Origin of the sequence: Treponema ruminis, from assembly GCF_014201975.1 — a bacterium.
In the GTDB taxonomy this organism is placed as follows: domain Bacteria; phylum Spirochaetota; class Spirochaetia; order Treponematales; family Treponemataceae; genus Treponema_D; species Treponema_D ruminis.
Window position 1 is genome coordinate 62159 of record NZ_JACHFQ010000010.1, and the last position, 24787, is coordinate 86945.

General features: G+C 45.4%; 23 protein-coding genes. 6 read left to right on the forward strand and 17 right to left on the reverse strand.

Annotation, left to right across the window (positions count from 1 at the left end; all coding sequences use genetic code 11):
- Window positions 1-13 precede the first annotated feature (13 nt).
- From pheS to HNP76_RS13580, 6 genes are all read right to left on the reverse strand, one after another.
- Window positions 14-1570, reverse strand: coding sequence for a phenylalanine--tRNA ligase subunit alpha (gene pheS, locus HNP76_RS13555; RefSeq protein WP_184661462.1), 1557 nt, complete (start codon window positions 1568-1570; stop codon window positions 14-16).
- Window positions 1571-1640: 70 nt separating this feature from the next.
- A complete protein-coding gene (locus HNP76_RS13560; protein ID WP_184661464.1) occupies window positions 1641-2036 on the reverse strand; it encodes a hypothetical protein in 396 nt (131 codons plus the stop codon).
- 89 nt (window positions 2037-2125) lie between these two features.
- Entirely contained in the window at window positions 2126-2809 is a 684-nt protein-coding gene (locus tag HNP76_RS13565) for a hypothetical protein (protein ID WP_184661466.1), read from the reverse strand.
- On the reverse strand, window positions 2785-3450 hold the full coding sequence (locus tag HNP76_RS13570; RefSeq protein ID WP_184661468.1) for a rhomboid family intramembrane serine protease: 666 nt from the start codon (window positions 3448-3450) through the stop codon (window positions 2785-2787). The genes HNP76_RS13565 and HNP76_RS13570 overlap by 25 nt, the downstream gene beginning before the upstream one ends.
- Window positions 3450-4574 carry a diguanylate cyclase DgcA gene (gene dgcA, locus HNP76_RS13575; protein ID WP_246462676.1) on the reverse strand — a complete coding sequence of 375 codons (1125 nt, stop codon included), beginning with the start codon at window positions 4572-4574 and terminating at the stop codon, window positions 3450-3452. The genes HNP76_RS13570 and dgcA overlap by 1 nt, the downstream gene beginning before the upstream one ends.
- Window positions 4555-6063 carry a DUF5312 family protein gene (locus tag HNP76_RS13580; protein WP_184661470.1) on the reverse strand — a complete coding sequence of 503 codons (1509 nt, stop codon included), beginning with the start codon at window positions 6061-6063 and terminating at the stop codon, window positions 4555-4557. Before HNP76_RS13580 ends, dgcA begins: the two co-directional genes overlap by 20 nt.
- Before the next feature lie 234 nt (window positions 6064-6297).
- Here HNP76_RS13580 and HNP76_RS13585 point away from each other — a divergent pair, with 234 nt between their 5' ends.
- The gene (locus HNP76_RS13585) at window positions 6298-7029 is read left to right on the forward strand and encodes a class I SAM-dependent methyltransferase (protein WP_184661472.1); all 732 of its coding nucleotides are present in this window, start codon (window positions 6298-6300) and stop codon (window positions 7027-7029) included.
- 26 nt (window positions 7030-7055) lie between these two features.
- Here HNP76_RS13585 and HNP76_RS13590 read toward each other — a convergent pair whose 3' ends face one another.
- The 4 genes from HNP76_RS13590 to HNP76_RS13605 are packed head-to-tail and all read right to left on the reverse strand — an operon-like array spanning window position 7056 to window position 9967.
- Entirely contained in the window at window positions 7056-7988 is a 933-nt protein-coding gene (locus HNP76_RS13590; protein WP_184661474.1) for a PSP1 domain-containing protein, read from the reverse strand.
- A gap of 3 nt (window positions 7989-7991) precedes the next feature.
- A complete protein-coding gene (locus tag HNP76_RS13595) occupies window positions 7992-8534 on the reverse strand; it encodes a YaaR family protein (RefSeq protein WP_184661476.1) in 543 nt (180 codons plus the stop codon).
- The gene (locus HNP76_RS13600; RefSeq protein WP_184661478.1) at window positions 8534-8941 is read right to left on the reverse strand and encodes a bactofilin family protein; all 408 of its coding nucleotides are present in this window, start codon (window positions 8939-8941) and stop codon (window positions 8534-8536) included. The genes HNP76_RS13595 and HNP76_RS13600 overlap by 1 nt, the downstream gene beginning before the upstream one ends.
- A gap of 3 nt (window positions 8942-8944) precedes the next feature.
- Window positions 8945-9967 (reverse strand): M23 family metallopeptidase, encoded by a 1023-nt coding sequence (locus HNP76_RS13605; protein ID WP_184661480.1) that lies wholly within the window; start codon window positions 9965-9967, stop codon window positions 8945-8947.
- A 222-nt stretch (window positions 9968-10189) separates the two neighbouring features.
- On the opposite strand from HNP76_RS13605, the gene HNP76_RS13610 reads away from it, so the two are divergent.
- Together HNP76_RS13610 and dusB are read left to right on the forward strand one after the other, a co-directional pair.
- On the forward strand, window positions 10190-10972 hold the full coding sequence (locus tag HNP76_RS13610) for a TatD family hydrolase (protein ID WP_184661482.1): 783 nt from the start codon (window positions 10190-10192) through the stop codon (window positions 10970-10972).
- 7 nt (window positions 10973-10979) lie between these two features.
- Window positions 10980-11978, forward strand: coding sequence for a tRNA dihydrouridine synthase DusB (gene dusB / locus HNP76_RS13615; RefSeq protein WP_184661484.1), 999 nt, complete (start codon window positions 10980-10982; stop codon window positions 11976-11978).
- Window positions 11979-12111: 133 nt separating this feature from the next.
- Here the strand turns inward: dusB and HNP76_RS13620 are convergent, their stop codons facing one another.
- The 7 genes from HNP76_RS13620 to HNP76_RS13650 form a co-directional block, all read right to left on the reverse strand.
- Window positions 12112-12939: a cytidylate kinase-like family protein gene (locus HNP76_RS13620; protein ID WP_184661486.1), complete on the reverse strand. Its 828-nt coding sequence runs from the start codon at window positions 12937-12939 to the stop codon at window positions 12112-12114.
- Window positions 12940-12942: 3 nt separating this feature from the next.
- Window positions 12943-13269, reverse strand: a complete 327-nt coding sequence (locus HNP76_RS13625; protein ID WP_184661488.1) for a PG0541 family transporter-associated protein — start codon at window positions 13267-13269, stop codon at window positions 12943-12945.
- The gene (locus HNP76_RS13630) at window positions 13256-16540 is read right to left on the reverse strand and encodes an efflux RND transporter permease subunit (RefSeq protein WP_184661490.1); all 3285 of its coding nucleotides are present in this window, start codon (window positions 16538-16540) and stop codon (window positions 13256-13258) included. Before HNP76_RS13630 ends, HNP76_RS13625 begins: the two co-directional genes overlap by 14 nt.
- Window positions 16541-16550: 10 nt before the next feature.
- On the reverse strand, window positions 16551-17474 hold the full coding sequence (locus HNP76_RS13635; protein WP_184661492.1) for an efflux RND transporter periplasmic adaptor subunit: 924 nt from the start codon (window positions 17472-17474) through the stop codon (window positions 16551-16553).
- Between the two features lie 18 nt (window positions 17475-17492).
- Window positions 17493-18860 (reverse strand): TolC family protein, encoded by a 1368-nt coding sequence (locus HNP76_RS13640; RefSeq protein WP_184661494.1) that lies wholly within the window; start codon window positions 18858-18860, stop codon window positions 17493-17495.
- Window positions 18861-18898: 38 nt separating this feature from the next.
- On the reverse strand, window positions 18899-20167 hold the full coding sequence (locus tag HNP76_RS13645) for a TetR/AcrR family transcriptional regulator (protein WP_184661496.1): 1269 nt from the start codon (window positions 20165-20167) through the stop codon (window positions 18899-18901).
- Between the two features lie 203 nt (window positions 20168-20370).
- Window positions 20371-20994, reverse strand: a complete 624-nt coding sequence (locus HNP76_RS13650; protein WP_184661498.1) for a tetratricopeptide repeat protein — start codon at window positions 20992-20994, stop codon at window positions 20371-20373.
- A gap of 105 nt (window positions 20995-21099) precedes the next feature.
- Here HNP76_RS13650 and HNP76_RS13655 point away from each other — a divergent pair, with 105 nt between their 5' ends.
- The 3 genes from HNP76_RS13655 to HNP76_RS13665 all read left to right on the forward strand — a co-directional run bounded on the left by HNP76_RS13655 (window position 21100) and on the right by HNP76_RS13665 (window position 24781).
- The gene (locus HNP76_RS13655) at window positions 21100-22581 is read left to right on the forward strand and encodes a coiled-coil domain-containing protein (protein WP_184661500.1); all 1482 of its coding nucleotides are present in this window, start codon (window positions 21100-21102) and stop codon (window positions 22579-22581) included.
- Between the two features lie 100 nt (window positions 22582-22681).
- Window positions 22682-23494: a gluconate 5-dehydrogenase gene (locus HNP76_RS13660; protein ID WP_184661502.1), complete on the forward strand. Its 813-nt coding sequence runs from the start codon at window positions 22682-22684 to the stop codon at window positions 23492-23494.
- Between the two features lie 63 nt (window positions 23495-23557).
- Complete coding sequence (locus HNP76_RS13665) at window positions 23558-24781, forward strand: 6-phosphofructokinase (RefSeq protein WP_184661504.1); 1224 nt, start codon at window positions 23558-23560, stop codon at window positions 24779-24781.
- Window positions 24782-24787: the final 6 nt, after the last annotated feature.

Sequence of the window (24787 nt, forward strand, 5' to 3'; positions counted from 1 at the left end):
GATATTCGATCTGCTAGAACTTTGCTTTTCGCAATCGAACTTCTTCAATATTCTCACTGAAGAGCTCGCGCAAATCGTTCAAGCCAAGTGCCATGAGAGCCATTCGGTCGATGCCCATACCCCATGCGAGGACAGGAACGTCTACGCCCATTGATTTTGTAACTTCCGGACGGAAAATACCAGCGCCGCCAAGCTCGAACCAGCCCAAAACAGGGTGCTTGATGTGAACTTCAACAGACGGCTCCGTGAACGGGAAGTAGCCTGGAACGTATTTAACTTCTGTTGCACCAGCGATTTCCTTTGCGAACATCTCAAGGAAGCCGAGCAAAGTGCGCAAGTTTACATCGTCACCAAGAACGATACCTTCTGTCTGGTAGAAGTCGCTCAAGTGTGTCGCGTCTACTTTGTCGTAGCGGAAACAGCGGGCGATACCGAAGTATTTGCCAGGAATTTCTGCCTTGTGGAGCTGGTGTGCTGAAAGGACTGTGCCCTGTGAGCGCAAAACCAAGCGGCGTGTGAATTCGTGGTCGAAGTTGTAGTTCCAGCCACGGCTTCCTGTGTTGCCGCCGTTTTTGTGTGTATTTGCTACATTTGAAAGCCACGGCTCTTCGATTTCTTTTGCGTGAGTCGGGTTTTTGATTCGGTAAACGTCGTGAATATCGCGGGCAGCGTGGAACTGAGGCATGAAGAGTGCGTCACCGTTCCAGAATTCTGTCTCTACGAGAGGTCCGTCGAATTCCTGGAAACCGAGAGAGCAGAGCTTGTCCTTAACGTGCTCCAAGAACTGAACGTATGGATTTGTGCGGCCCGGAATGATTCGTGCCGGAGGAATTGCGATATTGTAACCACGGAATGTGCCGTTTTTCCATTCGCCGGAAGCAAGCATCTGTGGAGTAACTGCACCAAGCTCTTCGCCTGTGATTCCAGCATTTTTGAGGGCTTTTACAACATCAGCACTTGCTGCTTCGAGTTTATAAACAACTGTTTCGCGTTCGATGATTTTGAAAGGAGAATCAGCGGCACCGCGTTTTTTAGCATAGTTTGTGATGACTTTCTGTTCTTCGGCATTCAAAGAAGCATTGTCGAGCTGACCGTTTTCTGCTTTTGCAGCGCGCTCAAACAATTCTGTAGCGATTTTGATGTTTGCCGGAACTTCTGCGCCAGAATATTCAGCCTTCTTTTCGGCATTCATTTTGAGGACACCAGCCTTTGAAAGCTGACCGAAAGCAGAACCAACGTCCTTCTGCTCCAAGCCTGTGCCGGCTGCGATTTCCGGCAAAAGTTTTGCACCGTTTTCCTTTACAAAGTTGATGATTCTAACTTCCGGGATTCCGTCTTTTGCATAAGCGCGGCCGAGTTCTGTAATTTCGTAGAATGTGTGTGGAGTTTTGCTCACAACAGAAAGAAGCTCTTTGCCACCCAGCCAGCTGAATGCCTGGTTTGCGTGACCTTCTTTGTAATCCAATTCTTTCTGGAGCTTTTCTGAAGTTAATTCATCTTTTGCTGTGTAGTTAAGAAGAACCTTGATTTCAAGCGGGTGAAGGTTTTTAATGATGTTTTGAACGTCCATTTTTATATAATCCTAATAAATAATTTGAGCCAGCTCTTATGAACTGGCTCATTGCTTTGCGGTTTGAGCGTTAGCGGTTGAACTTTACATAAGAATGATATGTGGCCCATTTCAGGTTTTTATCATCCTTAAAGTATTTAACCGAATCTTTGCGCATGTATTTGTAGCTGTAGTACTGATTTTCCTTTTGGAAATCCTGAAGGCAGGCAAGAACAGTGTTCATTGCTTCGCCCTGATCGTATGAAACAGCCATACATGTGTAATAGACATGAGCCTCGTCTGTGAGAGGTGTGTATTCAATCTGAACTTTTGCAGTTTTACTTGTTGTATGCTGATCCTCTGGAATGATCAATCGTGTTGAAGTGTCAACAAAATTCGGGTCTTTCTGTAATTCTGCCAGCTCATCAGCAAATGCGAATCCTGCAAAACAAAAGAGTGCTGCAACAACAGCGATAAATTTCTTCATAAAATCCTCCTTGTTTGAGACGTTACCAGAAAGCAACTCTCTGCAAGTAATTTATACTGTTTAGTTAAGACCAAAAAGCTGCAAAACTTTTAAAAAGTCTTATACTCTACTATTTTATCCGTTTCCATAAAAAAATCAAGGGTAACTTTATATCTGCCGGCATCTACACCGATTTTCGGAGGCTGACTCATAAAGACGGTTCCGCTGATTTCCTTGGGCTTGGTCTTAATCCACTTGCGCTCGTAATTGCGGACGGCGTACTTTAATGCCTCTGCACAGGCCTTTTGCAAGCCCTCAAAGCCTTCTGAAAGCGGAGCATAGCCCTCTCCCTTGATTCTCGGATGCAAGACTGATGCCCAGCCCTTGTAAATATGAAGCTGAGGATCCGTGCGGCGGTATTCAACCCAGCAGTTCATAATCGATTCTTTTATCCAGGGCTTTTCATAGTTCACGGCCTGCATTTCTTCTTTTGAAAGCTCATGAACCGGAGTAAATTCAAAATATTCCTGAACGCCACGGGCCTTGTCATAGGGAACATATTCAAATTTCCAGCCATAAACCATGCCAGAAAGAATCAGCGGCGTTATCTCACGGATTTTTTTAACAGGAAGGGCGTAAGCGTCCTTTTCAACCTGCTCAATTCCAGGAAAAGCTTCCATCGAAGCCCAGATGGCAAAACGAACCATCCTCTCCTGGCTGACGTCCTGGGGCCATAAGGGGAGAAGAATCGACATCAGAAAAAGTAAAATTATCTTCTGTAAGCGTCTTTCCATACCCTGATCGGATGCACTCCCATGCGAATCACAAAATAAAGCCAGGCAAAGGCAAATCCAGCAAGATGAGTCATGTGGGCAACATTGCTTGAACCGACAAACTGACTCACGAATTCAATTACTGCATATCCGAGGACCATAAGAGGAGCCGGAACAGGAATAATTCCCCAGATGAAAATCATTGACCGCGGAAAGAAAACCGCGTAGGCAAAAAGAAGACCGTAAATCGCGCCGCTGGCACCAATCAAAGAAATGTAAAAAGTCCATGGCTGAATCTGATTTGCCATCAAAAAGCGGCCAAATCCGTAATAAACGCCCAGTGAAAAAAGTCCGCTGCAAACTCCAATCACAAAATACATGAGCAGGAATTCCCGCGAGCCGATTGCCTTTTCTATGGCCGTTCCGAAAATCATAAGGGCCAGCATGTTAAAGAAAAGATGACTTAAATCACCGTGAACGAACATGTAAGTGAATACCTGCCAGAAATAGTGGCTGTAGACAAAGCCGACGACATTTAAGGCAAAGAAATTCTTGTTGAGGCCAAGGAAGCCAAGACCAAAATGAACTGCAATATTGATTAAAACAATGGCAAAGGCTGCCCTGACAAAAGAATAAGAAAAGGGTTTTCTCAAAAAATTCATTATTTATCCAGTGTTACGTCAGAAATTACCTTTGAATCAGCAAAGGTAACGCGATTTCGGCCGCTTCGTTTTGAAACATAAAGGGCCTGATCTGCCTGATCGACGAGCAATTTTGGCGAGGTCACAGGATTGTGCTGGGAGTCAAAAGTTGCGACACCGATAGAAATGGTAACTTTTACATGCTGGTCTTCGTAGCAAAAATCAAACTGCTCTACTTTGCTGCGGATTCGCTCTGCAACAATCATGGCGTCTTCCATGCGGGTTTCGTTGAGCAGGACTGTAAATTCCTCGCCACCGTATCGTGAAGCCATGTCTTTGTCACGGATATTAGATTTGATGATTTTGGCTACTGTCTGAAGAACATAGTCACCACAGGCATGGCCATAAGTGTCGTTAAATCGCTTGAAAAAGTCAATATCGAACATAATGACCGAAAGATGGCCTTCACTCGCCAGAGCATTATCGAGCTTATCTGTAAGTACATTATAGAAGAAATATTTGAGTTTAAGATGGGTCATCATGTCTGTTGAAGAACGTTCAAGAAGAGCCGCATTGTTGATTGCAATAGAAGCAAGTGAAGCGATTACACCCAGCTGTTCCTTTTCGTAGTCGTTGTAACCGGCATCATCAGAAAGAGTAATACGCTCGCCAAGCAGAAGGATTCCGTTTAAATGGTTATGCTGAACCAGAGGAATGATGAGGGATGGCTTGAGGGTCGTAATCATGTTCAAATCTGTTGAATCAGGAAGCTCGGCAACCAGTTCATCAACTGTATAAACCTTGTTGCTGCTTTCAAGAAGGGAAACGACAGGATTTGAAGTAGGAATTATGTAGGCAATGTTTGGATTTGGATCAATGCCATTGTAGTTTGAGTCAAGATGAAAAGAATCAGCATCAAGCGCATTGAGGACGAAAATTCCGGCACCGAGGACGTGGAACTGGCCCATGCATGTGTAGAGGATTGATTCTATCAATGTAGAAAATTCCAGGGTTGAACAAAGGGAACGCGAAATCTCAAGAAGCTGATTCAAATCGAAAATTCGCTTCTCGTATTCGTTTATCAGATTTTGAGTCTTTTCGCCCTGCGTAACTTCTAGGATTTCATCACTCATGGTCTTTATCAATCTCGCCGATTATAGCATAATTCTTCATAATTTTAAGGAAGAGCTTCCAGTTTTCCTGCTGCTGCTCAATCATTCCAGCACCATCGTGATTTCGTGCTGATGAAAGCAATACCTTAATATTAGAAACCATATCAGACTTGGATTTTTTTGAATCAATAATCAATTCACCAATCTCAAGATAGAGCTGATACAAGGTTTTTGATGTTTCCTGAATCAGCTTATGAGCCTGATTATTTATATTATCGACCATTGTGCCGACTTTTTTTAGGAAATCTGCATTTGTACGGCTGTCCTGAACAAGACCACGAAGTTCAGCCTCATTGTTTTTGCCTCCGCGACCAAAACTTTCCTCAAATTCCTTAATCTGATTGTCGATTTCGTTGAGGGCATAAATGGTAGAAGAAAAATCTGCCTTGTAGTTCTGATTGTTGAAAAATCCTTCGATTACGATATTGTTGAGAACCGTCCTGACTGATGAAGTCATAAAGACTGACATGAAGGTTTTAATGACCTGAAGAGGCGTAATCCAGACGAAAGAATATGGAGTGTTTACGCGCAGGAATTCGTTTGTGTCGGCATTGTAGACATGAATCAGCTCAAGCGGCTCATTTCCGAACAGCTCTTTAATCTCAAATGAAACGGTATAGTCCTTGACTTCGCCCTTGATTCGCTCAGTGTCAGAGGCAAAGCGCTTCTGCATGTATTCGATGAAGTTTTTGAGTGAATTTGAGCGGTATGTTGCAAACTGGAAAGTGATGTTGGTGTCTTTCCGGCCCAGACAGATGAGTTTTTTGAGCACGTCTGAAGTGAGGTACTGTGAAAAGACAGAATTGATCATCTTTAAATTTTTGGAAATGCTTTCCTTTTCGGCTTCGTCCAGACGCTTGCCGTGGAGGATTTGCTTTAAGGCACAGACCGCCCTGACCTCTGCCTGATTGATGTGGAAATTGCCGGTGAGGTAGTACAAGTCCTGCAGGATAGGCGCAAGCGGCTGAGGTGAAACAAAGCCGACAACTCCAAGCGAAGAAGAAGTGAGGCCGTCAAAATCCTGGTCGAAAAGGCGGACGATGTTGATGTAGTTAAAATGACAGATGTCAGCCAGCTGCTTTAATGAACAGAGGGTGTCGTCGATTTTAATGAAGCCCGGAGAATTAAGCTGTTTGAGCAGGGACTCAAGTGAACGCTTTTGCGTTTCAAGAAGCTTGTTCATAGCCGTGTCGGACTCCATGATTTCGCTCTTGCGGTTCTCGTATTCGAGCTTTTCCATTTTGTCCTGAGACTCGGCGTCGAATCCCGTCAAGATAAGCTCGTTTTCAAAGCGGGCGTTTCGCTGAATGTCCTCTGAGCTGATTGTTCTGGAAAGAATGTCGTCGATGGGCTTGGTATTTTCGTAAAGAACACGGAAAATTTCCGCAAAATTTGGCTGAAGCAAGCCATTCTTAATGATTTGCGACGGTAAGATTTTTAACTCGTTTTCAATTTTGTGCATCTCCATTCGTTTTTTTACCTCTGGAGATGAACTTAAAAATATAGATTCAAATAATTCCTTTAAAGCCCGCAAGAATCCCATATAACTATTGTATTCTCTAAATCTAATTTTTACAAGAAAAGGATTTAATTTTTTCTATTTTATGTAAATTCCGGGCCAATTTTAAGGCTCCTGACATGTGCTCACGCGTTCGTTTTGCTTGCTTTTTAAGGATTTCAGACTTATCATTAAAATATGGAATTATATGAAAACATCGCCGAGTACTATGATGAATTATACTCCGCCGGTGATGATGTAAAAAAATTTTATGAAGAAGAAACAAAATCTTTTGCAGCCCCGGTCAAATATCTCAGCATAGGTTGTGGCACCGGTACTTTTGAACACTATCTTGCAAAAGGCAACGCTGACGTCACCGGCCTTGAAACCGTAAACCAGCTCATTGAATCTGCCAACCGCAAAAGACGCACTCAGCTCATGGCACTCCGTTTTTTTCAGATGTCCAGTCTGGAAATGTGCCGCTTTTTGGGCAAGGCCTTTTATGATGTAATAACAATTCCCAACAACAGGATAATTTACACCCACGACACAACCCTCATGGCCAAGCTTTTCTTTGACTGCAAGCAGCTTTTGACTCCAAAGGGCAAACTGATCATAAAGCTTCCAAATTTTGAAAAATTCAAGATTGAACCGTCGGTAAAACTTCCAGTCCGCGAAAGCATCCGCGTAAAACTTTTTACAGGAATCAAGACAAGCCCGGACGGCAAAAAAATTGTAAGCCAGGAACTTGAAACAGGAAACGGCAAGAGGCTGACGGTCACTGAGGGAGCAGAAATCCTTCCGCTCACCAAAAATCAAATCGAACAATACGCAAAAGATGCGGGATTCACGAAATTCACTTTCTACGCTGATTACAAGCGCAACGAATTCACGCCAAAATCAGACGACCTGATTGTTGTGATTTCCTAAAAACTAACTTCTCTTTCAGCAGCTGATTATTTGATGCTCCACTTGCCGTTGTCCTTTACAAAGCGGCTGGCAGGAATTTCGAGCAATCTTCCGTCCTCACTGAGCATGCGCACAATCTGCTTGATTGGATTTACGTCCGTGATTCTGAAATTTGAGCCGTCATAATAGATGTGGAGGCCTTCGCTCGGGAGTTTTTTGCGGGCTTCGGCATACCAGTTGTATTCATAGCTCAAGCAGCAGAGCAGGCGGCCGCACTGACCGGAAATTTTTGTTGAATTGAGGGAAAGGCTCTGCTCCTTTGCCATTTTGATTGATACAGGCGGGAGTTTATCGCGAACGGAATGACAGCAGTAAGGACGGCCGCAAACGCCGAGTCCACCGATAATACGGCTTTCATCGCGCACGCCAATCTGACGCAATTCGATTCGCATCTTGAAAACGCTGACCAAATCTTTGACCAGCTCACGGAAATCAACGCGGTTTTCACTTGAAAAGAAGAACAAAGCCTTTGCTTCTTCAAGAAGGAAGTGGACTGCAACCAGCTTCATGTCCAGTCCGTGCTCGGAAACCTTTTCCTTGAAGACTTTTGCGGCATCAATTTCCTTTTCTTTGAGTTCTTCGATTCTGTTTATGTCGTCGTCGTTTGCCTTGCGCTCAACTTTTACGATGTCACTTGGCTTGAGTCCGACCGGATGATTGGTTCTTCCAAGTACAAGGGCGATATCCTTTCCGTAGCGGGTCGGAATTATGATTCTGTCGCCGCCCTTTAATTCTTCGAATTTATCCGGAACGCTGACGTAAACGCCCTCGCTTGAATATTCCAGACGCACGAGGTAGAGGATTTTGGGGTAAACAAAGTGCTCTTCGCCTTCTTCTTCGTAAGGCTTAAAATCTGCATCTTCAAGTTTTGAGATGTCTTCTTCGCTGTCGTTTATATCCTGTTCAAAAATATCGCTCATTTTTTACTCCGCCAATAAGTCTACTACTAAACCGTTGATTTCTTCAAGTTTCGCAAGAAGCCTTAGATTCGATCCGTGCAAAATCAACATTTCCGCCGCCAGCTGATTCAATTTTTGGTCTATAATTTGAACCTGACAGTATGGATCCACAGGTCTGCCCTTTCTGTTTCTGCCAAATCTCTTTTTCTTTATAAACTCAAAATTGTTCTTTACTATGAATTTCATGAAATGGCCGACTTTTTTGCGGTAATTTTCCATGGAGGCCAGATCCTGCCTGGCTTTAAGCTCATCGCCGGCCATATCCATCTGGTCTTTTAGGAAAACAACCGCTTCCTCGTCAGTCATTCCGGCGAGTTCAAGAGGAAGCCCCTCTGAAAGAAGCTGGGCCCTTTCCTGATGTGCGCTCAAAGATGATGCAAAGGAAGTTTTCTGCTTTTTTTCTGTTTTTTTTGCCTGTTGTGCTAGTTGCTGGGAAGCCGCTTGAGTCGCTGCGAAATAGAGTGACTGGGAGTTTAACTGCGTATTTACGGATGAAAGCTCAGCCATCAAACTGCCTTGCTCCGGATGCTCAGTTCATTTGAGAAGCGTTCCGAAGCCTGATTGAAGTCTTCTTCCTTTTTTAAGGCAATACAGTGTCCGTGGAAAATTACGTTTTCTTCGATTTCGAGATTGCGGGTAAAAATGTTGCCGATTACAGCAGAAGAAGAAAGGAGTTTGATTTGATTGGGAGCATAAATATCACCCAGGACAATTCCGCCCAAAACAACTGACTGAGCCGTGATGTTTCCGTTGATGCGGGCCTCTCGACCAATATCAACATGACCTGTCGATTCAAGATTTCCGTCCACGTCGCCTTCGACGCGGATAAAACCATCGGCATGAACGTCGCCAGAGATTGCAGAACCAAGTCCGATAATTGTTTTGATTGAAATATTATCCGTTAATAGAGCCATATTTTATTTTGAGACTTTGATGTTTACGTATTTTGCAGGGTCAACAACGTCAGAACCAATGTGTACTTCGTAATGAAGGTGAGGACCAGTTGAAATACCAGTGCTTCCGATGTAGCCGATTACGTCACGCTGAGAAACGAACTGACCTTTTTTGACTCGGGTTGAAGCCATGTGACAGTAGCGTGTGTAAATTCCGTGCTTGTGCTTGATGATGACGTAGTTGCCGAAACCTGAATCGTATGCAACCGTTACAACCTGACCGTTTGCCGTAGCAAGGATTGGGTCGCCGCTGCGCCATGTTGAAATATCAAGACCTTTGTGAATGTACCAGTTGCCTGTGATCGGGTGGGTTGTCTGACCGAAAGGCTGTGAGACATGACCGATGCCGCCTCTTACCGGCCAGATGTTAGGAATGTCTGCGAAAAGAGTTTCCTGGCTTTCGAGCATTTTACCGATCTGCTCGATTGGCTGGATTGCGCTCTCCAAATAAGAAGAAAGCTGGCGCATATCAGAAGCTTCTTTTGTGGAACCAGAAACTGAATCTTTTGTATCGAAGAGGGAATTCAAGTCGCTGTCAGAAACCGAAGCTTTTGCAACAGATGATGACTGATTGATTCCGAGCAGGGAAAGTGTCTGTGAAAGTGATGAGCGGAAACGTTTGGCTGTCTGAAGGACATTGTTGTTTTCGTCACGGAGTTCGTCGAAGCTTGCGAGCAAGTCGCGGTTTTCACGCATTGAGCGGGCAAGTTCCTCACGGATGCCTGAATCCTGTTTTTTGAAGTAGATAAAAGAAGAAACAATTCCGACTACGAGGACGATTCCGAAAGCAAGTGCAAAAACATTTGTGCGGAAGTTGATTACCTTACCCTGAGAATGAGGAACGATCATGATTGTGAGCTTGCTGTCACAAATTTTAAAAATTTTTACAAAAATCCGGCCAATACCGTTTGCGAGACTCTGCAGTCCGTGAAGCAAAGCTGAAACTGCATTCTTTTCGATCTTCTTATAGTGTCTGCTTTTTGCCAAGTTCTTACTCCAATATCCGGCTTTCTAAATATTTCTAGACAATCCATAGAAATATATCACACAACACAAACAAGGTCAAATATTTTGCTGATTTTAGAGATTTTTTATCCCCATTTTAGTGCAAAAAATTTGACAGTTGCTATTTTCTCTGTTATTCTATCGGAGTAAAAGAAAAAAGAGTTTAATTCTCTTCTTATATTCACATCTATTTGGAAGAAAGCCATGCAGTTTTTTGATACTCACGCCCATATCGGGCTCATTTATGAGGACCCGATTGAACAGTTACGTGTAATTCAGAAGGCTAAATTAGCCGGAGTTACACGTATTGTAAGCATTAATAATAGTCTCCACGACTTCAAGAAAGTCTATCCTAACATCAAATCTATTCCTGGTGTTTATCATGCCGTCGGTGTTGCTCCGGTTGAGGTCATGAACCCGGGCAAAGACTGGATTAAAACTATCGAGGAAGGTCTCAAGCTGCCTAACGTAATTGCCGTTGGTGAATGCGGTCTCGACTACTACAAGCAGTTCGGTGACAAGCGAATGCAGACTGAGCTTTTCATCACCCAGCTCGAAATCGCCAAAAAATACGACAAGCCTGTAATCATCCACAGCCGCGAAGCCGGAAAAGACGTTTTCGACATCCTCAAAGAGCGAATTCCGCCAGCAGGAGCAATCTTGCACTGTTACGGAGAAGACGCAGCCTATGCAAAAAAGTGTCTCGAAGCAGGCCTCAACGTTTACTTCTCTTTCGCAGGAAATTTGACTTATCGAAACGCACGCAACCTGCATGAAACCGTTTTGAATATTCCTGTAGAGCGAATGTTGATTGAAACCGAGAGTCCTTTCATGGTTCCGGCCGAATTCCGCGAGCGCAAACGGGCTATGCCTGAGTACCTGCCGTCAACAGCACGCTTCCTTTCAGAAATGCTCGAAATGGATTTGGAAGAACTCAGCAAGATTTTGTGGACCAACAGCTGCAAGATTTTCAGACTGCCAGAGTAATCTGAAGATGCCGCTCTATCATCCAGTTCAAATCGGTAAACTTTCTCTATCCGGTAACCTTTTCCTGGCTCCTGTAGCGGGATATTCTGATCGCGCATTCCGTTCAATCTGTGCGGAGTGCGGGGCTGATTTTGCCTACACGGAAATGGTCAGTTCCGAAGCACTCACGCGAAACAACGAAAAGACTGAAAACCTCATGTCACGCGCTCCCAACGAAAAGGCCTATGCCGTCCAGATTTTTGGCGGAGTGCCGGAAACAATGGCAAATGCGGCAAGGATTGTTCTGGAGCGAACAAGTGCTGAATGCATCGACATAAACGGTGGCTGTCCTGTTCCAAAAATCATCAAGTCAAACGCAGGAAGTGCCCTCACCCGGGACCCGGATCATCTTTATAAAATCGTAAGTGCCGTAGTTGAGGCTGTAGAAGGCCGAGTACCTGTCACAGTAAAATTCCGACTCGGCTGGGATGCAGAGCACATCACATGGAAGGAATGCGCCGAATCAGCACTTAAAGCCGGAGCGGCCGCAATCACGATGCACGGAAGAACCCGCGCCCAGGGCTACGAAGGCAAATCCGACTGGAATGCCCTTGCCCAGCTTGTAAAATTCGTTCACGAAAAAACTGACTCAAAAATTCCTGTGTTTGGAAGCGGAGACGCATTTACGCCGGAAGATGCAAAACGCATGCTGGAGCAGACTGGCGTTGACGCCGTGATGTTTGCCCGCGGAGCAATGGGTAATCCGTTCTTGTTCACAAAAACACGTGAATTCCTCACAAAAGGCACAATCACAGAAATTCCTGTGGAACAGCGCATTCAGACCGGCTTCCGGGAACTTGCCTTGCTCGTAGAAGACATGGGCGAACTTGCCGCCTGCCGAGACGCACGCAAAAGATTCTGTGCCTATTCAAAGGGCTTGGAAGGTGGAGCCGCCCTCCGAAAAGAAATCGTCGCAGCCGAAAGCGTTGAAGATTATAAGAAGATTTTTGGCAGCTATTTGGGCTAGGCTATGGAACCCCGAAGTTGCTGCGTTGGTTGAGCGGAGTCGAAACCAATGCAGCAATGAGCGTTAGCGAAGGGTGGAACAGCCGACCCGCTGGCCGTAAGCATAGCTGAAGGCAGCGGGAAGCCCCGGTTTACTATGCCTTGCTAAAACGATTATCCTGCACGCACTTTATTTCACTCACAACCTTGTAGCCGGAATATTCGCTCTCAAGGATTGTTTCGGCGCGCTCGACTGTGGCATGGAAACTTGTGACTCCGTGCAGCGTGATGTTTTTATCACGAACAATCACCCAAAGCTCGTCGATGTGCAGTCCGTGCTCGAAAATCAGCTTGTTTGCCATTTCCTGGGCCAGAATCAGCTCTTCGACCCGCTGCCTGCCCGCCTCTTCGACTTCCGGCGTGATGTTGTTCTTTATAGCGGCAACAATCATTTCAGCAACCATGTCAGGATGTACCATTCCGGTGTTGATTGAGGCATGAATGAAGTCCATGCTGTGCAAATCGTACTTGAAGCAACTCTTATAAAAAGCAACTTTTCGCTTGTCAGACTTTTCAAGCAGAATCTGGGTGGCCTTTTCCGTTTCGATATTCTTGATCTCCATCATGTGCTTAACCCTCACGTCAAAAGGCGCAAGGAATTTAAGCGCTATATGATTTGGAACGTCCCGCAGGAAAAGGAAGGCACCGCGGCCAATGATTACGCAATTTCCTTCCTTTGCGATTTCAAGAACAACCGAACTGAGGAAGTTCAGATATTTATCGCGGTTTTTGGCGAATCGCGCAAGGAAAGTCGGCTTTCGCTCATCGTATTTGAGGAATTCCTCTTTTGGCAGGCCTTTTGCGATAATCCGCCTTTCAATTTCGTGCTTGTCAAAGAAGGTGTAGCCGAGTCTGCGTGCAATAAGCATTCCGATTTCGTCACCGAAGGAGCCGGACTGTCTTGTAAGCGTGACTATTGCCATACCCTACACCTCCGTTGATTCACTGACGAAGCAGGCGATTCCCTCGCCCATGTACTTTTCACGCAATTTTTCGACAATCGCGATGATTTTGCCGCAATCTTCCTCGCTGCAATAAATGATGTACATCATGTTGAGCTGAGGCCAGATTGCATCGCCCAGGCGGGGGTTTGAAAAGCCTGCGCCCATGACGTTGGCCAGTTTCGTGTATTTAAGTCCGACCTGCTGCTCTTTGAATTCAGCGACAAAGTCTTCTTCTACGGCCTGAGAGAAAATGATTTCAACCCTTTTCTGCACGCCGGCATGAATTTTAATGTTCTCAAGATAACCCATTTTTAAACTCCTCCAGGTCTTTAGCCGCTTTTGCAGCCTTTGCTTCGAGTTTTGCGCGTTTCTTTTCTTCTTTTATACGCTGTTTCTCTTCGCTCTTTGTGATTTTTCCTTCCTTAATGAGCTGCTTTCGGCGTTTTTTCTCTGCTTTCTTCAATCTTCGGTTGTTGAAGATGAAATAAATAGTCGGCATGATGAAAAGTGTCATCAAAGAACCGAATGTCATACCGCCGAATACAGTGAGCGAGATTGGCTGCATTGACTGTGAGCCTTCACCCGGGAAGAATGCCATTGGAGCAAGGGAAATTACTGTGGTCAAAGTTGACATGAGGATTGGTCGGAGTCGGTTTCGGGCTGCCTCGACACAGGCCTCTTCAAGTTCCATGCCTCGCTTTCGAAGCAGGTTTGTGTAGTCAACAAGAACGATACCGTTGTTTACGATTGTACCGACCAGAACCAGCATACCCATGATTGTGATGACGTTGAGCTGTGTGCCAGTAAGTCCGTAAATCATGATAACGCCGATAAATGAGAGCGGAATCGTAAGAAGGACGATAAAGGGGTCAAGGAGCGACTCAAACTGAGAAGCCATGACGACGAATACAAGGAAAGCCGCCATGATGATAATCATACCGAAGTTTGTAACGGCCTCAACCATGTCTTCCATTGAACCACCAAGCTGAACCGTAACGCCGTCTTCCTTTGGAATATTGTCTGCCAAAAGCTGGCGGACACCCTGCTGACAGACACCGAGAGACATTCCGTCAACGCGGCTTGCAGTAACGTGAACGACGCGGGCCTGGTTTTCACGATAGATTGTAACAGGGGCAGTGGTCTCGTCGTAGCGGGCAAAGCTTGAGAGCGGGATTCTCTGACCCTGTGAGTTTACGACCGAAATTGAATCCAGGTCATCCAGGCGTTTTTTGTCCTGGGCAGAAAGCCTTACTACAACATCGATATCCTTACCGCGTTCTGTGTAGCGGCTGGCAGTAGTTCCGTTGATGGCCCCGGAAATTTCCGCACCGACTGTGTGGATGTTCAAGCCGAATTCATACATCTTTTCGCGGTTTACGGTAATCGTTGCCTCCGGGAGACCTTCTTCCTGGTCAGAGGTAACTTCCTGAACATATTCCGTGCCCTTTTCCTTGAGCATTTTTTCAACGATTGAAGCGTACTCACGAACCAGGTTCAAGTCGTCAGACTTAACCATGATGTTGATGTCGCTTGAAGATGAAGCGCTGTTTGCATTTGCGGCAAATTTGAGGTCAGCGCCAGGGAAGTCATTGAAATGCTTTCGGAGCTTTGCCTTTGCTGATTTTTCATTGTCGTAGCCCGGCTGGCGTTCTGCTGGAGGATAGAGGGTAAATGTGATTTTACCTTTGTTTGTTTCTGCACCTGAAGAGAACATGCTGGTTCCGCCGACCGTCATGGTGACGTATTTTACGCCGTTAAGTTCCTGGGTAGCGAGATTTTCAAATTCGTGCATCGTGTCATCAGTGATGTCCAGTTTGGTTCCCTGTGGAAGGGTGAATTCAACTGAAACTGTGTTTGCAGCCGAAGCAGGCATGAAGATGAAGCCGATGAATTTAATAGAAAAAATCGAAACGAAGAAAAGGCCGACCAGTGAAAGAAGGGCAATTTTTCGGTGGTGAAGAACAAAGCTGACGCCTTTTGCATAATTTTCATCAAGTTTGGCAAAGAAGTTGTTGAAGGCGCCGTTAACTGCATAAATAAAGCCGGCAAATTTACCCTCGCCCTTCTTGCTTGTGTCAATTTTATCAATCATCAGGTATTTTGAAGTCAAAACCGGAACGAGACACATTGCGACGAGAAGAGAACATGTGAGCGAGAAGATGATTGTCCATGCCAAATCGTTGAACATCTGGCCCATGATGCCCAAAGTCTTTTTGAACATGAGCATAGGAGCGAAGATACAGATTGATGTGAGCGTTGAGCCCGTGATTGACATGACCATTTCCTGAGAACCGAGGACCGAAGCCACGCGGGGTTTTGCATCTTTCTGGCGGTAAGCGTAAATATTTTCGAGGACGACGATTGAGTTATCGACCAGCATACCGATACCCAGCAAAAGACCTGCAAGGGAAACCATGTTGAGCGTGAGTCCCTGGAAGTACATGAACATGAGGGTAATGAATACTGAAATCGGGATCGAAAGACCGACGATGACAGTCGATTTAATTGAGCGGAGGAAGATGATCAGGACCAGGATTGCAAGCAAGGCACCCTGAACAACCGATTTTACAACCTCATTGATTGTCTGCTCGATGATGTCAGTTGTGTTTGAAGTTTCAATCAGCTCAACGTCGGCAGGAAGCTCGGCTTTAATAGTAGGAATTGCCCTTCGGATGTTGCGGGCAGCCGTAACTGAGTTTTTGCCAGACTGCTTCTGAATCGAAAGAACGACACAAGGCTGGCCGTCAAGGTAAGCAAGGGTTGTCTCGCGCTTGTAGCCGTCGTAAACATCAGCGACGTCACGGAGACGGATTGTGCGGACCTGACCTTCCGAAGTTGCCTTGTATGAGATTACGGTATTCTTCAAGTCATCGAGTGACTGATATTTACCGCTTGTTTTAATAGTATAGTTTGTATCACCTGAAGTGATTGTACCGCCCGAAGACTGAATGTTCTGAGCACCAATCAGCTGAGCCACTGTCGAAATTGAAAGACCGTAAGCTTCAAGTCGGTCGCGGGGAATATCAACGTTGATAGAGCGCTCTCGTCCACCCATGACATTTGCCGAAGCGACACCGTCAAGCTGTTCCAGTCGTGGCTGAACGACGTCTTCTGCGTAAGTTCGAAGTTCCTCAGGAGTTCGGCTTCCCTGCAATGAAAGCGACATAATCGGCATCATCGAAGGGTCCATCTTGATTGTCATCGGAGAATTTGCGTCATCCGGGAGATAACTTCGGACAATATCGATTTTATCTCGGATTTCATTGACCGCGGCATCCAGGTTGGTTCCGTAGTTCATTTCGAGAATAATCAAACTTGTGCCCGACATTGAGCGCGACTGCAATTTTTTGAGGCCGGAAAGACCGGAAAGCTGACCTTCGAGCGTTCGCGTAACACTCTGCTCTACTTCCTCAGGACCTGCACCTGAATAAGTCGTAATGACGATCATGTAAGGCAAGTCCATATCCGGGTACATGTCTACCGGCAATTTAAATACACAATAAATACCGAGCAGAACGGACATCAAGAAAACAAGGAATGTCGTCGTCGGTTTATTAACACATCTTTCAGAAATAGTCATGAATCACCTCTTATTTTGTAGAAACGATATTGACCTTTGCACCGTCGTTCAGCAAAGTCTGACCTTTGATAACGACTTCTTCGTTTGCCTCAAGGCCTTTTGTGATTTCAACCTGATTGTCAACCAAAATACCCTTTGTAACCTGACGGATGCTTACAGCGGCCGCATTCTGACCTGACTTCGGAGTAGTTACGACAAAGACATAATCCTTTCCGTCGCGGGTAACGAGGGCTGAAACAGGAAGAACGATTGCATTCTTAACGCTTTCAGTTACAAGCTTGACCCGGCCATACATTCCGACCTTTACGCGGCTGTCTGGCGGATTGAGACGGAGCTTTACGCCCATTGTTCGGGTTGAAGTGTCCAGAACCGGGCTGACCTCAAAAATCTTTGCTCCGAATTCAACGCTTGGATATGCATCGAATGTTACGGTAGCCTTCTGACCGTTAGAAATACGGCTGATGAAGCGCTCGGCGATATTGATTCTGATTTCAAGTTCATCAGTGCGGGCAACTTTTGCAACCAGAGAAGACTGGGAAACTGTTGAACCGACTGTGACCGGGAGAGAGGTAACCCTTCCGCTGATTGGAGCCTTTACCGGGCTGTCGTTATAGACAACGCCTGCTCGGAGAGGGTTTACATAGGCGATTGTGTCACCGAGTTTTACCATGTCACCGACTTTGACCAGAATATTGGTGATTTTTCCTGCCTGATCCGGCAAAACCATGACTTCATTGACCGAAGCCACGTCGCCGCCGAATTCAAGGTAGTCGTCAAGGTTTCCAGCGACTGTTTTGTATGTTGAGACAGCGTAAAGAGTCTCTACTTCTTCAGGATTTGCTCCCTGTCCAGGCTTTTTGGGACCACAGCTCATGAAGGTAAGAACTGCCGCCATTGAAGCGAGTGTGATTGCAGATTGTACATATTTTTTCATATATTTCCTCCAGTTTGTTTACTTAGTAAGGTTTGTGTTCAGTGTATTTTCCAGATCCATCAGAGCAGAGATATACTGGAATTTCTGATTTACGAGACCAAGCTTAGCCTGATCAAGTGAAGATTCAGTATCACGCAAATCAAGTCGCTCAGTAGTTCCGTTTCGGTATGAGCGGACCGTCATGTCGTAAGCTTTCTGTGCAAGAGTAACGTTGCGGGCCATTGAATCAATCTGCTCGCGTGCCTGATTGAGGGTATCAACAGCCTTGCGGACCTGAACTTTCTGATTCTCCTTGAGAGTCTCAAGGGAAAGGTCGAGCTGAACCAGCTGCTGCTTGTAATCCTTTACTTTCTGGCGGTTTGAAGACCATGGAAGCATGTTCGTGATATTCCATGCCAGGGTAAGCGAAAGGCTTCCTGAGTTGTACCATTTTTCGTCCGAACCGACGTCACTTGCAAAGCCGAATGCCTTGGCGTTTGCCGGAAGACCCATTGTTGAGCCGTTAACATACATCGGCTGCCAGCCATAGCTCAAAGAAAGTGTCGGAATCCATGTCGCAAGGTCAGATGCGGAAATTCCCAGTTTGGCGGCAAGCTTGTTTTTTTCGAGGGCCTGAATCTGAAGGTCATTGTCAGAATATTTTTCAAGCAGCTCTTCTGCCGTAACGTCGATATAAAGTGGCTCGATTGTGCTTGTCAGTTCGATTGGAGTTCCAACCGGCATACCAATCATAAACTCGAACAAATCAATCTGCTGATTCAAAGACTGCTCGGCTGTATCAACCTCAGGCTTGGAGTTTTCATAGTCAACCTGTGCCTTCAAATACTGAAGCTCTGGAATCGAACCGTTCTTGAAGTTTGTAGCGGCCTGATTCATTCGCTGGCGGGTATTTTCAAGGGAAGTCTTTTTGATTTTGAGGCTTTCCTGCTGCAAGATAAGGCCGTAATACATCTTTTTGATGTTTGTTGTTGTCTCGCGGAGATTCTGTTCCCAGCTGATTTTTCCGGCCTCGTACTGAGCCTTTGAGATTTTAATCTGAGCGATGTAAGCAGGAGTGAAATTCCAGCTTGCAGAAAGGGCGCCGATTACATCCCAGCGAGATTCCTCGTCAGGATAATCGTTAAGGCCTGCAGCCGCATACTGGGGACTGATTTCTGAAGCCCTTTTCATGGTTCCGCTTGCAGTAACGCTTGGCAAAAATACGTTCCAGGCATTCTTTGAAGCCCTTTCCTTTAATTCCAAATCGATGTCCTTGCTCTTGAGGGTACGGCTGTTCTTGATAGCGTAGTCAACAGCATCATCAATTGAAAGCTTTACGACTTCCTGCGCGAAAGACAGGGCTGTCGCAGTAAATCCAATCAAAATAATTCCAGCAATTTTTTTCATCTATAGTTCTCCAAGTTTTTCACTAATATCTTCGAACGTTATTTTATTCCGTTCAGAATATAATCTATCATCAGCATGTAGCCGTCCATGCGTTTTTCCTCGCTGATATTCTTGCCCTTTGCCTCAACAAGAAAGGCAACCGGAAGACATTTTATCCAGCCGGTAATCACGTCGCTTGCGTAAGGGAAGCCCAGGTCAGGGGCAGTCACTCTTTCCGGAAGCCGTTTTTCCCAAGGGGAAGCTTCACCTTCTTCCTCGCAATCTTCCATCTTTTTTTCTGAGATTTCTTCATCGCCCATCAAAAGCCAGCCGCAAATCGGAATGATGGAAGGGCGGTGAGAAAAATATTCCATTTCGCTCGCCATAAGGATGTAAACGTACTCAGTGAAGTTTTTCGCTTCCACAGAATTTTCGATGATAATTGTTTGAAGAAGCTGAAGCTCCTTATTAATAAGACACTTAATCATCTCGTTTTTGTTACCAAAATATTCATAAAGTGATGATTTTGCCATATTAAGTTCGTCCGCAATCCTTTCGACCGTAACGCCGGGGATTTTGTACTTTTCGATGACGTTTGCAAGAGCCGTGAAGATTCTGTTTTCTTCCGGGAAAGTTTCATGTGGGATTTTACAAAGCTCGAAAATTTCCTTTTTGCGTGATTCTGAAATTGACTCAGGATGAAAGGCATCAGAAGGCTGGGTTGTACCGGAAAGGCCTTCGAGCATGAGGGCAACGACTTTATCACCGAAATTTTCTGAAGGCTTTGTGATTTTGCCCAGATTCATCAGGCGCTTTTGCATGCTGACAAAGAAAAAAATCGACATGCCGCAGAAAACATGCCTTGAAAATTTCTGCATGTCGTTCCGGAAATCCTTGAGGTAAAGATTTTTATCTTCGTGTTCCAGAAATGCAACGCCCCGGTCAAACAATTTGTCAAAAAGACGCTCTTCGTAATTTGGGGTTGATGACATCTGGGCGATAAAGTAATTGACGTGATTGGGATTGGAACCGAAATAATCAACGAGCTCAGCCAGTGACTTTTGTGAGGCAATTTCGTTCTGACAGGTGACGTTTTTCAAAAAGAAAGCCATGTTGTCGACGATGCGGTCTTCCATCGCTTCAAGAACAGCTTCTTTGTTCGTAAAGTGACGGTAAATTGCCGGCTTTGAAATTCCAACCTTTGCAGCCAGTTCGTTCATTGAGAATGAAGAAAAACCTGGCTTTTCCAAGAAGGAAAATGCGGCGTCGAGAATCAATTCTTTTGTTGGCTTTGTTTTTTCGCTTTTGAGCATAGTGTTACCGAACATACGGTAACTAGAATATACCGAACATTCGGTAACATTGTCAACAGTAAATCATGATTTTTGGGTTTTTCGGGCTTAGTCAACAAAATGGCTTCCCGTTGGCAACCTGTCCCAAACATCGCGGTGAGCAAAGCTCAAGCGATTTTGTGCCAGAACGCCAACTCCAGCCATTTTGTTGGTTTGTCGGGCAACTTAAAAAGCGTGATTTACTGTTTCTGCATAGAGGCTGCTCTTTCTTTGAATTCTTCTAGGTTTTTGCACTTCAATTCTTCGGCGATTTTGAATTCGGATTCGGATTCGGTGAGGTTTCCGGAGGCGGCGTAGGCTACGGCCAGGTTGGCGTGGATTACGGCTATTTTGGGTTCCAGGGTGGCGGCTTTTTTTAGATTTTCTGTGGCTTCTAGGATTTTGTTCTGGCCCAGATACATTGCTCCCAGGCTGGCGTAGGCTTCACCTTTCTGGGGATTTAAGTCTACGGCTTTGCGGTAGGCGGCTTCGGCTTCCTGGTCTCGGTTTAAAAGATGGTAAGTCATTCCCAGGGAAACCAGATTGCGGTATTCGGGATGAAGGTCGCAGGACTTTTGCTGGTAAATTACGGCATTTTCCAAATCTTCCTGCTTGAGATAAACGTTCGCGATAAAATTGTAAATCAGTTCGGGAGAATAATTTGTTTCTTCTTCCAGGGCTTCGTTAAAAAGCTTGAGGGATTCTTCGTAATCCTGAGACTGATAGAACTTCATGGCCCGCTGAATCGTCAGGTCGCCGGGCTTGGAGCAAGAGAAGCTTACAATAGAAAATAAAAGAATAAAAATTATAGAAAACTTACGCATAAATCAAAGCATAGCAAAAAATCATTGTAATTCCTAGGATTTGATTTTATAATATAATCTTAACGCACATAAGCAGGAATTCTGAATTCTTTGGAGAATATAAATATGAACGTCACTTCAGCTCTTTCACAAATCAGCTCAATCAACTCAAAGTTTGAATCCATTTTTAATCAGCTTGAGTCGCTTTTCCCGCAGATTGAACATCACAACAGCCATACAAGTTTTAATGAACTGAAGGAAACAATCTCATCAATCGGCGTTTCTCTTTCTTCAAAATCAGCATCCAGCATTACGGATTTCAGCGCAAAGTACACGCCGATTTTTGACAAGCTCAACGAAAAAATCAAGGACTTGAAAGAACTCGACAAAATGATTGCTGAAGTCAAGGAAGACTCCGAGCAGATGGAGCTTATCGCCCTCAATGCAATGGTCATTTCCGTAAAATCCGGCGAAAAGGGTCTGGCATTCAGTAAAATCACCGAGAATTTGCAGCGGCTTTCAAAGGACATGTTCGTTTATTCAGACAAGCTCAGCGGTGAGGAAGCCCAGCTTTTGGAACAGATCAACTCGCTCAAGTCAATTTTCTCGGCCATCATCGAGTCTCAGCGCTCCATTTCATCAAAGGACTCAGAATGCAATTCCGACATTTCACATATGATTTCAAACGTAAATCCGTCAATTTCTGAGCTTTCCGGCAAGGTCAATTCAATTATCCCTGCTATCGAGCGCACAAAATCAGTCCTCTCAAGCAAAAATCAGATTTCAGGCGGCTTAACTTCCATCACAAAAATACTCAGCGACCTCAATTCGGCCTCAGAAGCAGAAGTAAACGCAGGCCGCCAGCGGGCCCTCGACTTAACAAATCAGATTTCAACAAGCTTCACGGAACTCTGCTCGAATTTCGCGGGCAACTGGCAGGAAGTCATCGAAATCATGGAAAACGCCGACACAATGCGCATGGATTTCGAGTCCCGCTTCCTCAACAACCACGCTTTCGGCAACAACAACATTGCCCGCCAGGTTTCCAACATCCTCGAAAAATACAAGGCAATGATTAATGAATTCGGAAATTATATTCTGGTTCAAAAAGACTTGCAGGGAACCTGTCAGAACATCACCAGCCGGGCAAAGACAATCTACTCTGTCTTCGAAAATCTACGCCCCGTAATGAGCCGCCTCCATCACGTCAGGATTTTGCAGCAGATTGAAGTCTCAAAGAACGACGCAATCACATCAGTTCAGGATTCCGTCACAGACATGGACAACCTGATCAACTCGGCAAACGCTTCACTCGACGGAATTCAGGCAATCCTCGAAAGCTTCATTCAGGAAACAGGCAGCATGCTCTCGAACTTCGTGGTTTCAATCACAAAGGACAACGACAGCATGATTACCCTCCGCAATGAAAAGGAAGTTACTTTGGGCGATTTGACCAACAGCCAGGGAATTATCGCCGGCGCCTTCAACAGCTTTGCGGTCTTCCCGGACGACTTCCAGAAGAAGTGCGTGCTCGTCCAGCAGAACCTTCAGGAAGTAATGCGCCTCAACGCCGAACTTTCAGCATTTGCCAGCGAATTGAGCAACTAAATAGTACGCTAATTGTAAAAAACCTAACAGTTTTTCTCATTGATTTTATCGGTTTTGTCCAATATCCTTAAAATATCTTTAGTTATTTGGGGGATTTCAAATGGCAGAATTCAAAATGAAAGATTTTGACCTTACTGGTAAAGTTGCATGGATTACTGGTGCTTCTTACGGTATCGGTTTCGCTATCGCCAAGGCTTATGCAGCCGCAGGTGCAAAAATTGTTTTCAATGACCGCGGACAGGAGCAGCTCGACCTCGGCTTGAAAAATTACAAAGAAGCAGGCATCACTGATGTTCACGGATATATCTGCGACGTAACAAACGAAGAGCAGGTCCAGGAAACAGTCAAAAAGATTGAGAAAGATGTCGGCACAGTTGACATCCTCGTAAACAACGCAGGAATCATCAAACGAATCCCAATGATTGAGATGAAAGCAGAAGAATTCCGTCAGGTTATCGATGTTGACTTGAACGCTCCATTCATCGTTTCTAAGGCTGTTTTGCCAGGAATGATTGCAAAGGGACACGGAAAAATCATCAATATCTGTTCTATGATGTCTGAGCTCGGCCGTGAGACAGTTTCTGCTTACGCAGCAGCTAAGGGCGGTCTCAAAATGCTCACACGCAACATCTGTTCTGAGTACGGCGGAATGAACATCCAGTGTAACGGTATCGGACCTGGATACATCGCAACTCCACAGACAGCTCCTCTCCGCGAGAAGCAGGCTGACGGAAGCCGCCACCCATTCGATTCATTCATCTGTGCAAAAACTCCGGCTGGACGCTGGCTCGACCCAGAAGAACTCGCAGGTCCTGCAGTATTCCTCGCATCTGACGCTTCAAACGCAGTCAACGGACACATCTTGTATGTAGACGGCGGTATTCTCGCATATATCGGAAAACAGCCGTCATAAGCTAAAAATCTTAATATAATGCCTCGCTTAAATGCGGGGCTTTTTTTTAATAAGGAAAAAGTCATGAACGGAAATGTAATTGTCGGGCAGTCTGGAGGCCCAACGGCGGTAATCAATTCTAGCCTTGCGGGCGTATTCAAAACAGCAAAGGACCGCGGCGCAAAAAAAATCTACGGAATGTGCAACGGAATCAAAGGTCTTTTGGACGAAAAATATGTCGATCTGACGGAAAAACTTGATTCAACAATGGCAATCGACCTTTTAAAGCGAACTCCGGCCTCTGCTTTGGGCTCATGCCGCTACAAGCTCCCGGAAGTTTCAGAAGGAAAGGAAATCTACGAAAGAATTTTTGAAATCCTCAAAAAGCTGGATGTAAAATTCTTCTTTTATATCGGCGGAAACGACTCAATGGACACAATCAAAAAGCTGTCCGAGTACGCAAATCTCGTCAAAAGCGACATCCGTTTCATGGGCGTTCCAAAGACAATCGACAACGACCTTGCCGTAACGGACCACACTCCGGGCTACGGCTCAGCCGCAAAATTCATCGCCGCCACAATGAAAGAAATCATCCGCGACGGTCATGTTTACGATTCCCCGACAATCTCAATCGTGGAGATTATGGGACGAAACGCAGGCTGGCTCACGGCGGCAGCAGCCCTTGCAAAATCAGACGACTGCGAGGGCGTAGACTTGATTTATCTTCCTGAGAAAGTTTTTGACGTGGATCACTTCATCAGCAAAATCAACGAGCTTTCAAAAAAAGGAAAATCAATCGTCGTGGCAGTCTCAGAAGGCGTAAAAGTTGCTGACGGAAGATTTGTCTTTGAGCTTGCGGAGCACGTTGAATTCGTGGACGCTTTCGGCCACAAGCAGATGAGCGGAACCGCAAAATTCCTCGCCAACAAAATCACAGCCGTTCTGGGCCTTAAGGCGCGGGCAATCGAGCTTTCAACCTTGCAGAGATGTGCGGCCCACATGACCAGCCGAACTGACATCACCGAGGCCTACAACGTGGGCGGTGCGGCAGTAAAAGCGGCATTTGAGGGCGAAAGCGGAAAAGTCGTGGTAATCAAGCGCGTTTCCGACGATCCTTACATGGTAATCACAGAAACAGCCGACGTAAACAAAATCGCAAACATCGAAAAGAAAATCCCTCTCGAATGGATTACCGATGACGATTATGTAACTCAGGAGCTGATTCACTACATCCATCCGCTGATTCAGGCAGAACTTTCGCCGATTATGGTCGATGGTTTGCCAAGGCACTTGAATCTGACGTTGTAGTAAAAA

Coding starts and splice junctions, on each gene's coding strand:
- dusB (WP_184661484.1), top strand. CDS start 10,980: ATGCCGCTCTATCATCCAGTTCAAATCGGTAAACTTTCTCTATCCGGT.
- HNP76_RS13655 (WP_184661500.1), top strand. CDS start 21,100: ATGAACGTCACTTCAGCTCTTTCACAAATCAGCTCAATCAACTCAAAG.
- HNP76_RS13610 (WP_184661482.1), top strand. CDS start 10,190: ATGCAGTTTTTTGATACTCACGCCCATATCGGGCTCATTTATGAGGAC.
- HNP76_RS13650 (WP_184661498.1), bottom strand. CDS start 20,994: ATGCGTAAGTTTTCTATAATTTTTATTCTTTTATTTTCTATTGTAAGC.
- HNP76_RS13585 (WP_184661472.1), top strand. CDS start 6,298: ATGGAATTATATGAAAACATCGCCGAGTACTATGATGAATTATACTCC.
- HNP76_RS13570 (WP_184661468.1), bottom strand. CDS start 3,450: ATGAATTTTTTGAGAAAACCCTTTTCTTATTCTTTTGTCAGGGCAGCC.
- HNP76_RS13635 (WP_184661492.1), bottom strand. CDS start 17,474: ATGAAAAAATATGTACAATCTGCAATCACACTCGCTTCAATGGCGGCA.
- HNP76_RS13600 (WP_184661478.1), bottom strand. CDS start 8,941: ATGGCTCTATTAACGGATAATATTTCAATCAAAACAATTATCGGACTT.
- HNP76_RS13625 (WP_184661488.1), bottom strand. CDS start 13,269: ATGGGTTATCTTGAGAACATTAAAATTCATGCCGGCGTGCAGAAAAGG.
- HNP76_RS13565 (WP_184661466.1), bottom strand. CDS start 2,809: ATGGAAAGACGCTTACAGAAGATAATTTTACTTTTTCTGATGTCGATT.
- HNP76_RS13630 (WP_184661490.1), bottom strand. CDS start 16,540: ATGACTATTTCTGAAAGATGTGTTAATAAACCGACGACGACATTCCTT.
- HNP76_RS13590 (WP_184661474.1), bottom strand. CDS start 7,988: ATGAGCGATATTTTTGAACAGGATATAAACGACAGCGAAGAAGACATC.
- HNP76_RS13645 (WP_184661496.1), bottom strand. CDS start 20,167: ATGTTCGGTAACACTATGCTCAAAAGCGAAAAAACAAAGCCAACAAAA.
- HNP76_RS13640 (WP_184661494.1), bottom strand. CDS start 18,860: ATGAAAAAAATTGCTGGAATTATTTTGATTGGATTTACTGCGACAGCC.
- HNP76_RS13620 (WP_184661486.1), bottom strand. CDS start 12,939: ATGGCAATAGTCACGCTTACAAGACAGTCCGGCTCCTTCGGTGACGAA.
- HNP76_RS13660 (WP_184661502.1), top strand. CDS start 22,682: ATGGCAGAATTCAAAATGAAAGATTTTGACCTTACTGGTAAAGTTGCA.
- HNP76_RS13580 (WP_184661470.1), bottom strand. CDS start 6,063: ATGCACAAAATTGAAAACGAGTTAAAAATCTTACCGTCGCAAATCATT.
- HNP76_RS13560 (WP_184661464.1), bottom strand. CDS start 2,036: ATGAAGAAATTTATCGCTGTTGTTGCAGCACTCTTTTGTTTTGCAGGA.
- HNP76_RS13665 (WP_184661504.1), top strand. CDS start 23,558: ATGAACGGAAATGTAATTGTCGGGCAGTCTGGAGGCCCAACGGCGGTA.
- pheS (WP_184661462.1), bottom strand. CDS start 1,570: ATGGACGTTCAAAACATCATTAAAAACCTTCACCCGCTTGAAATCAAG.
- HNP76_RS13595 (WP_184661476.1), bottom strand. CDS start 8,534: ATGGCTGAGCTTTCATCCGTAAATACGCAGTTAAACTCCCAGTCACTC.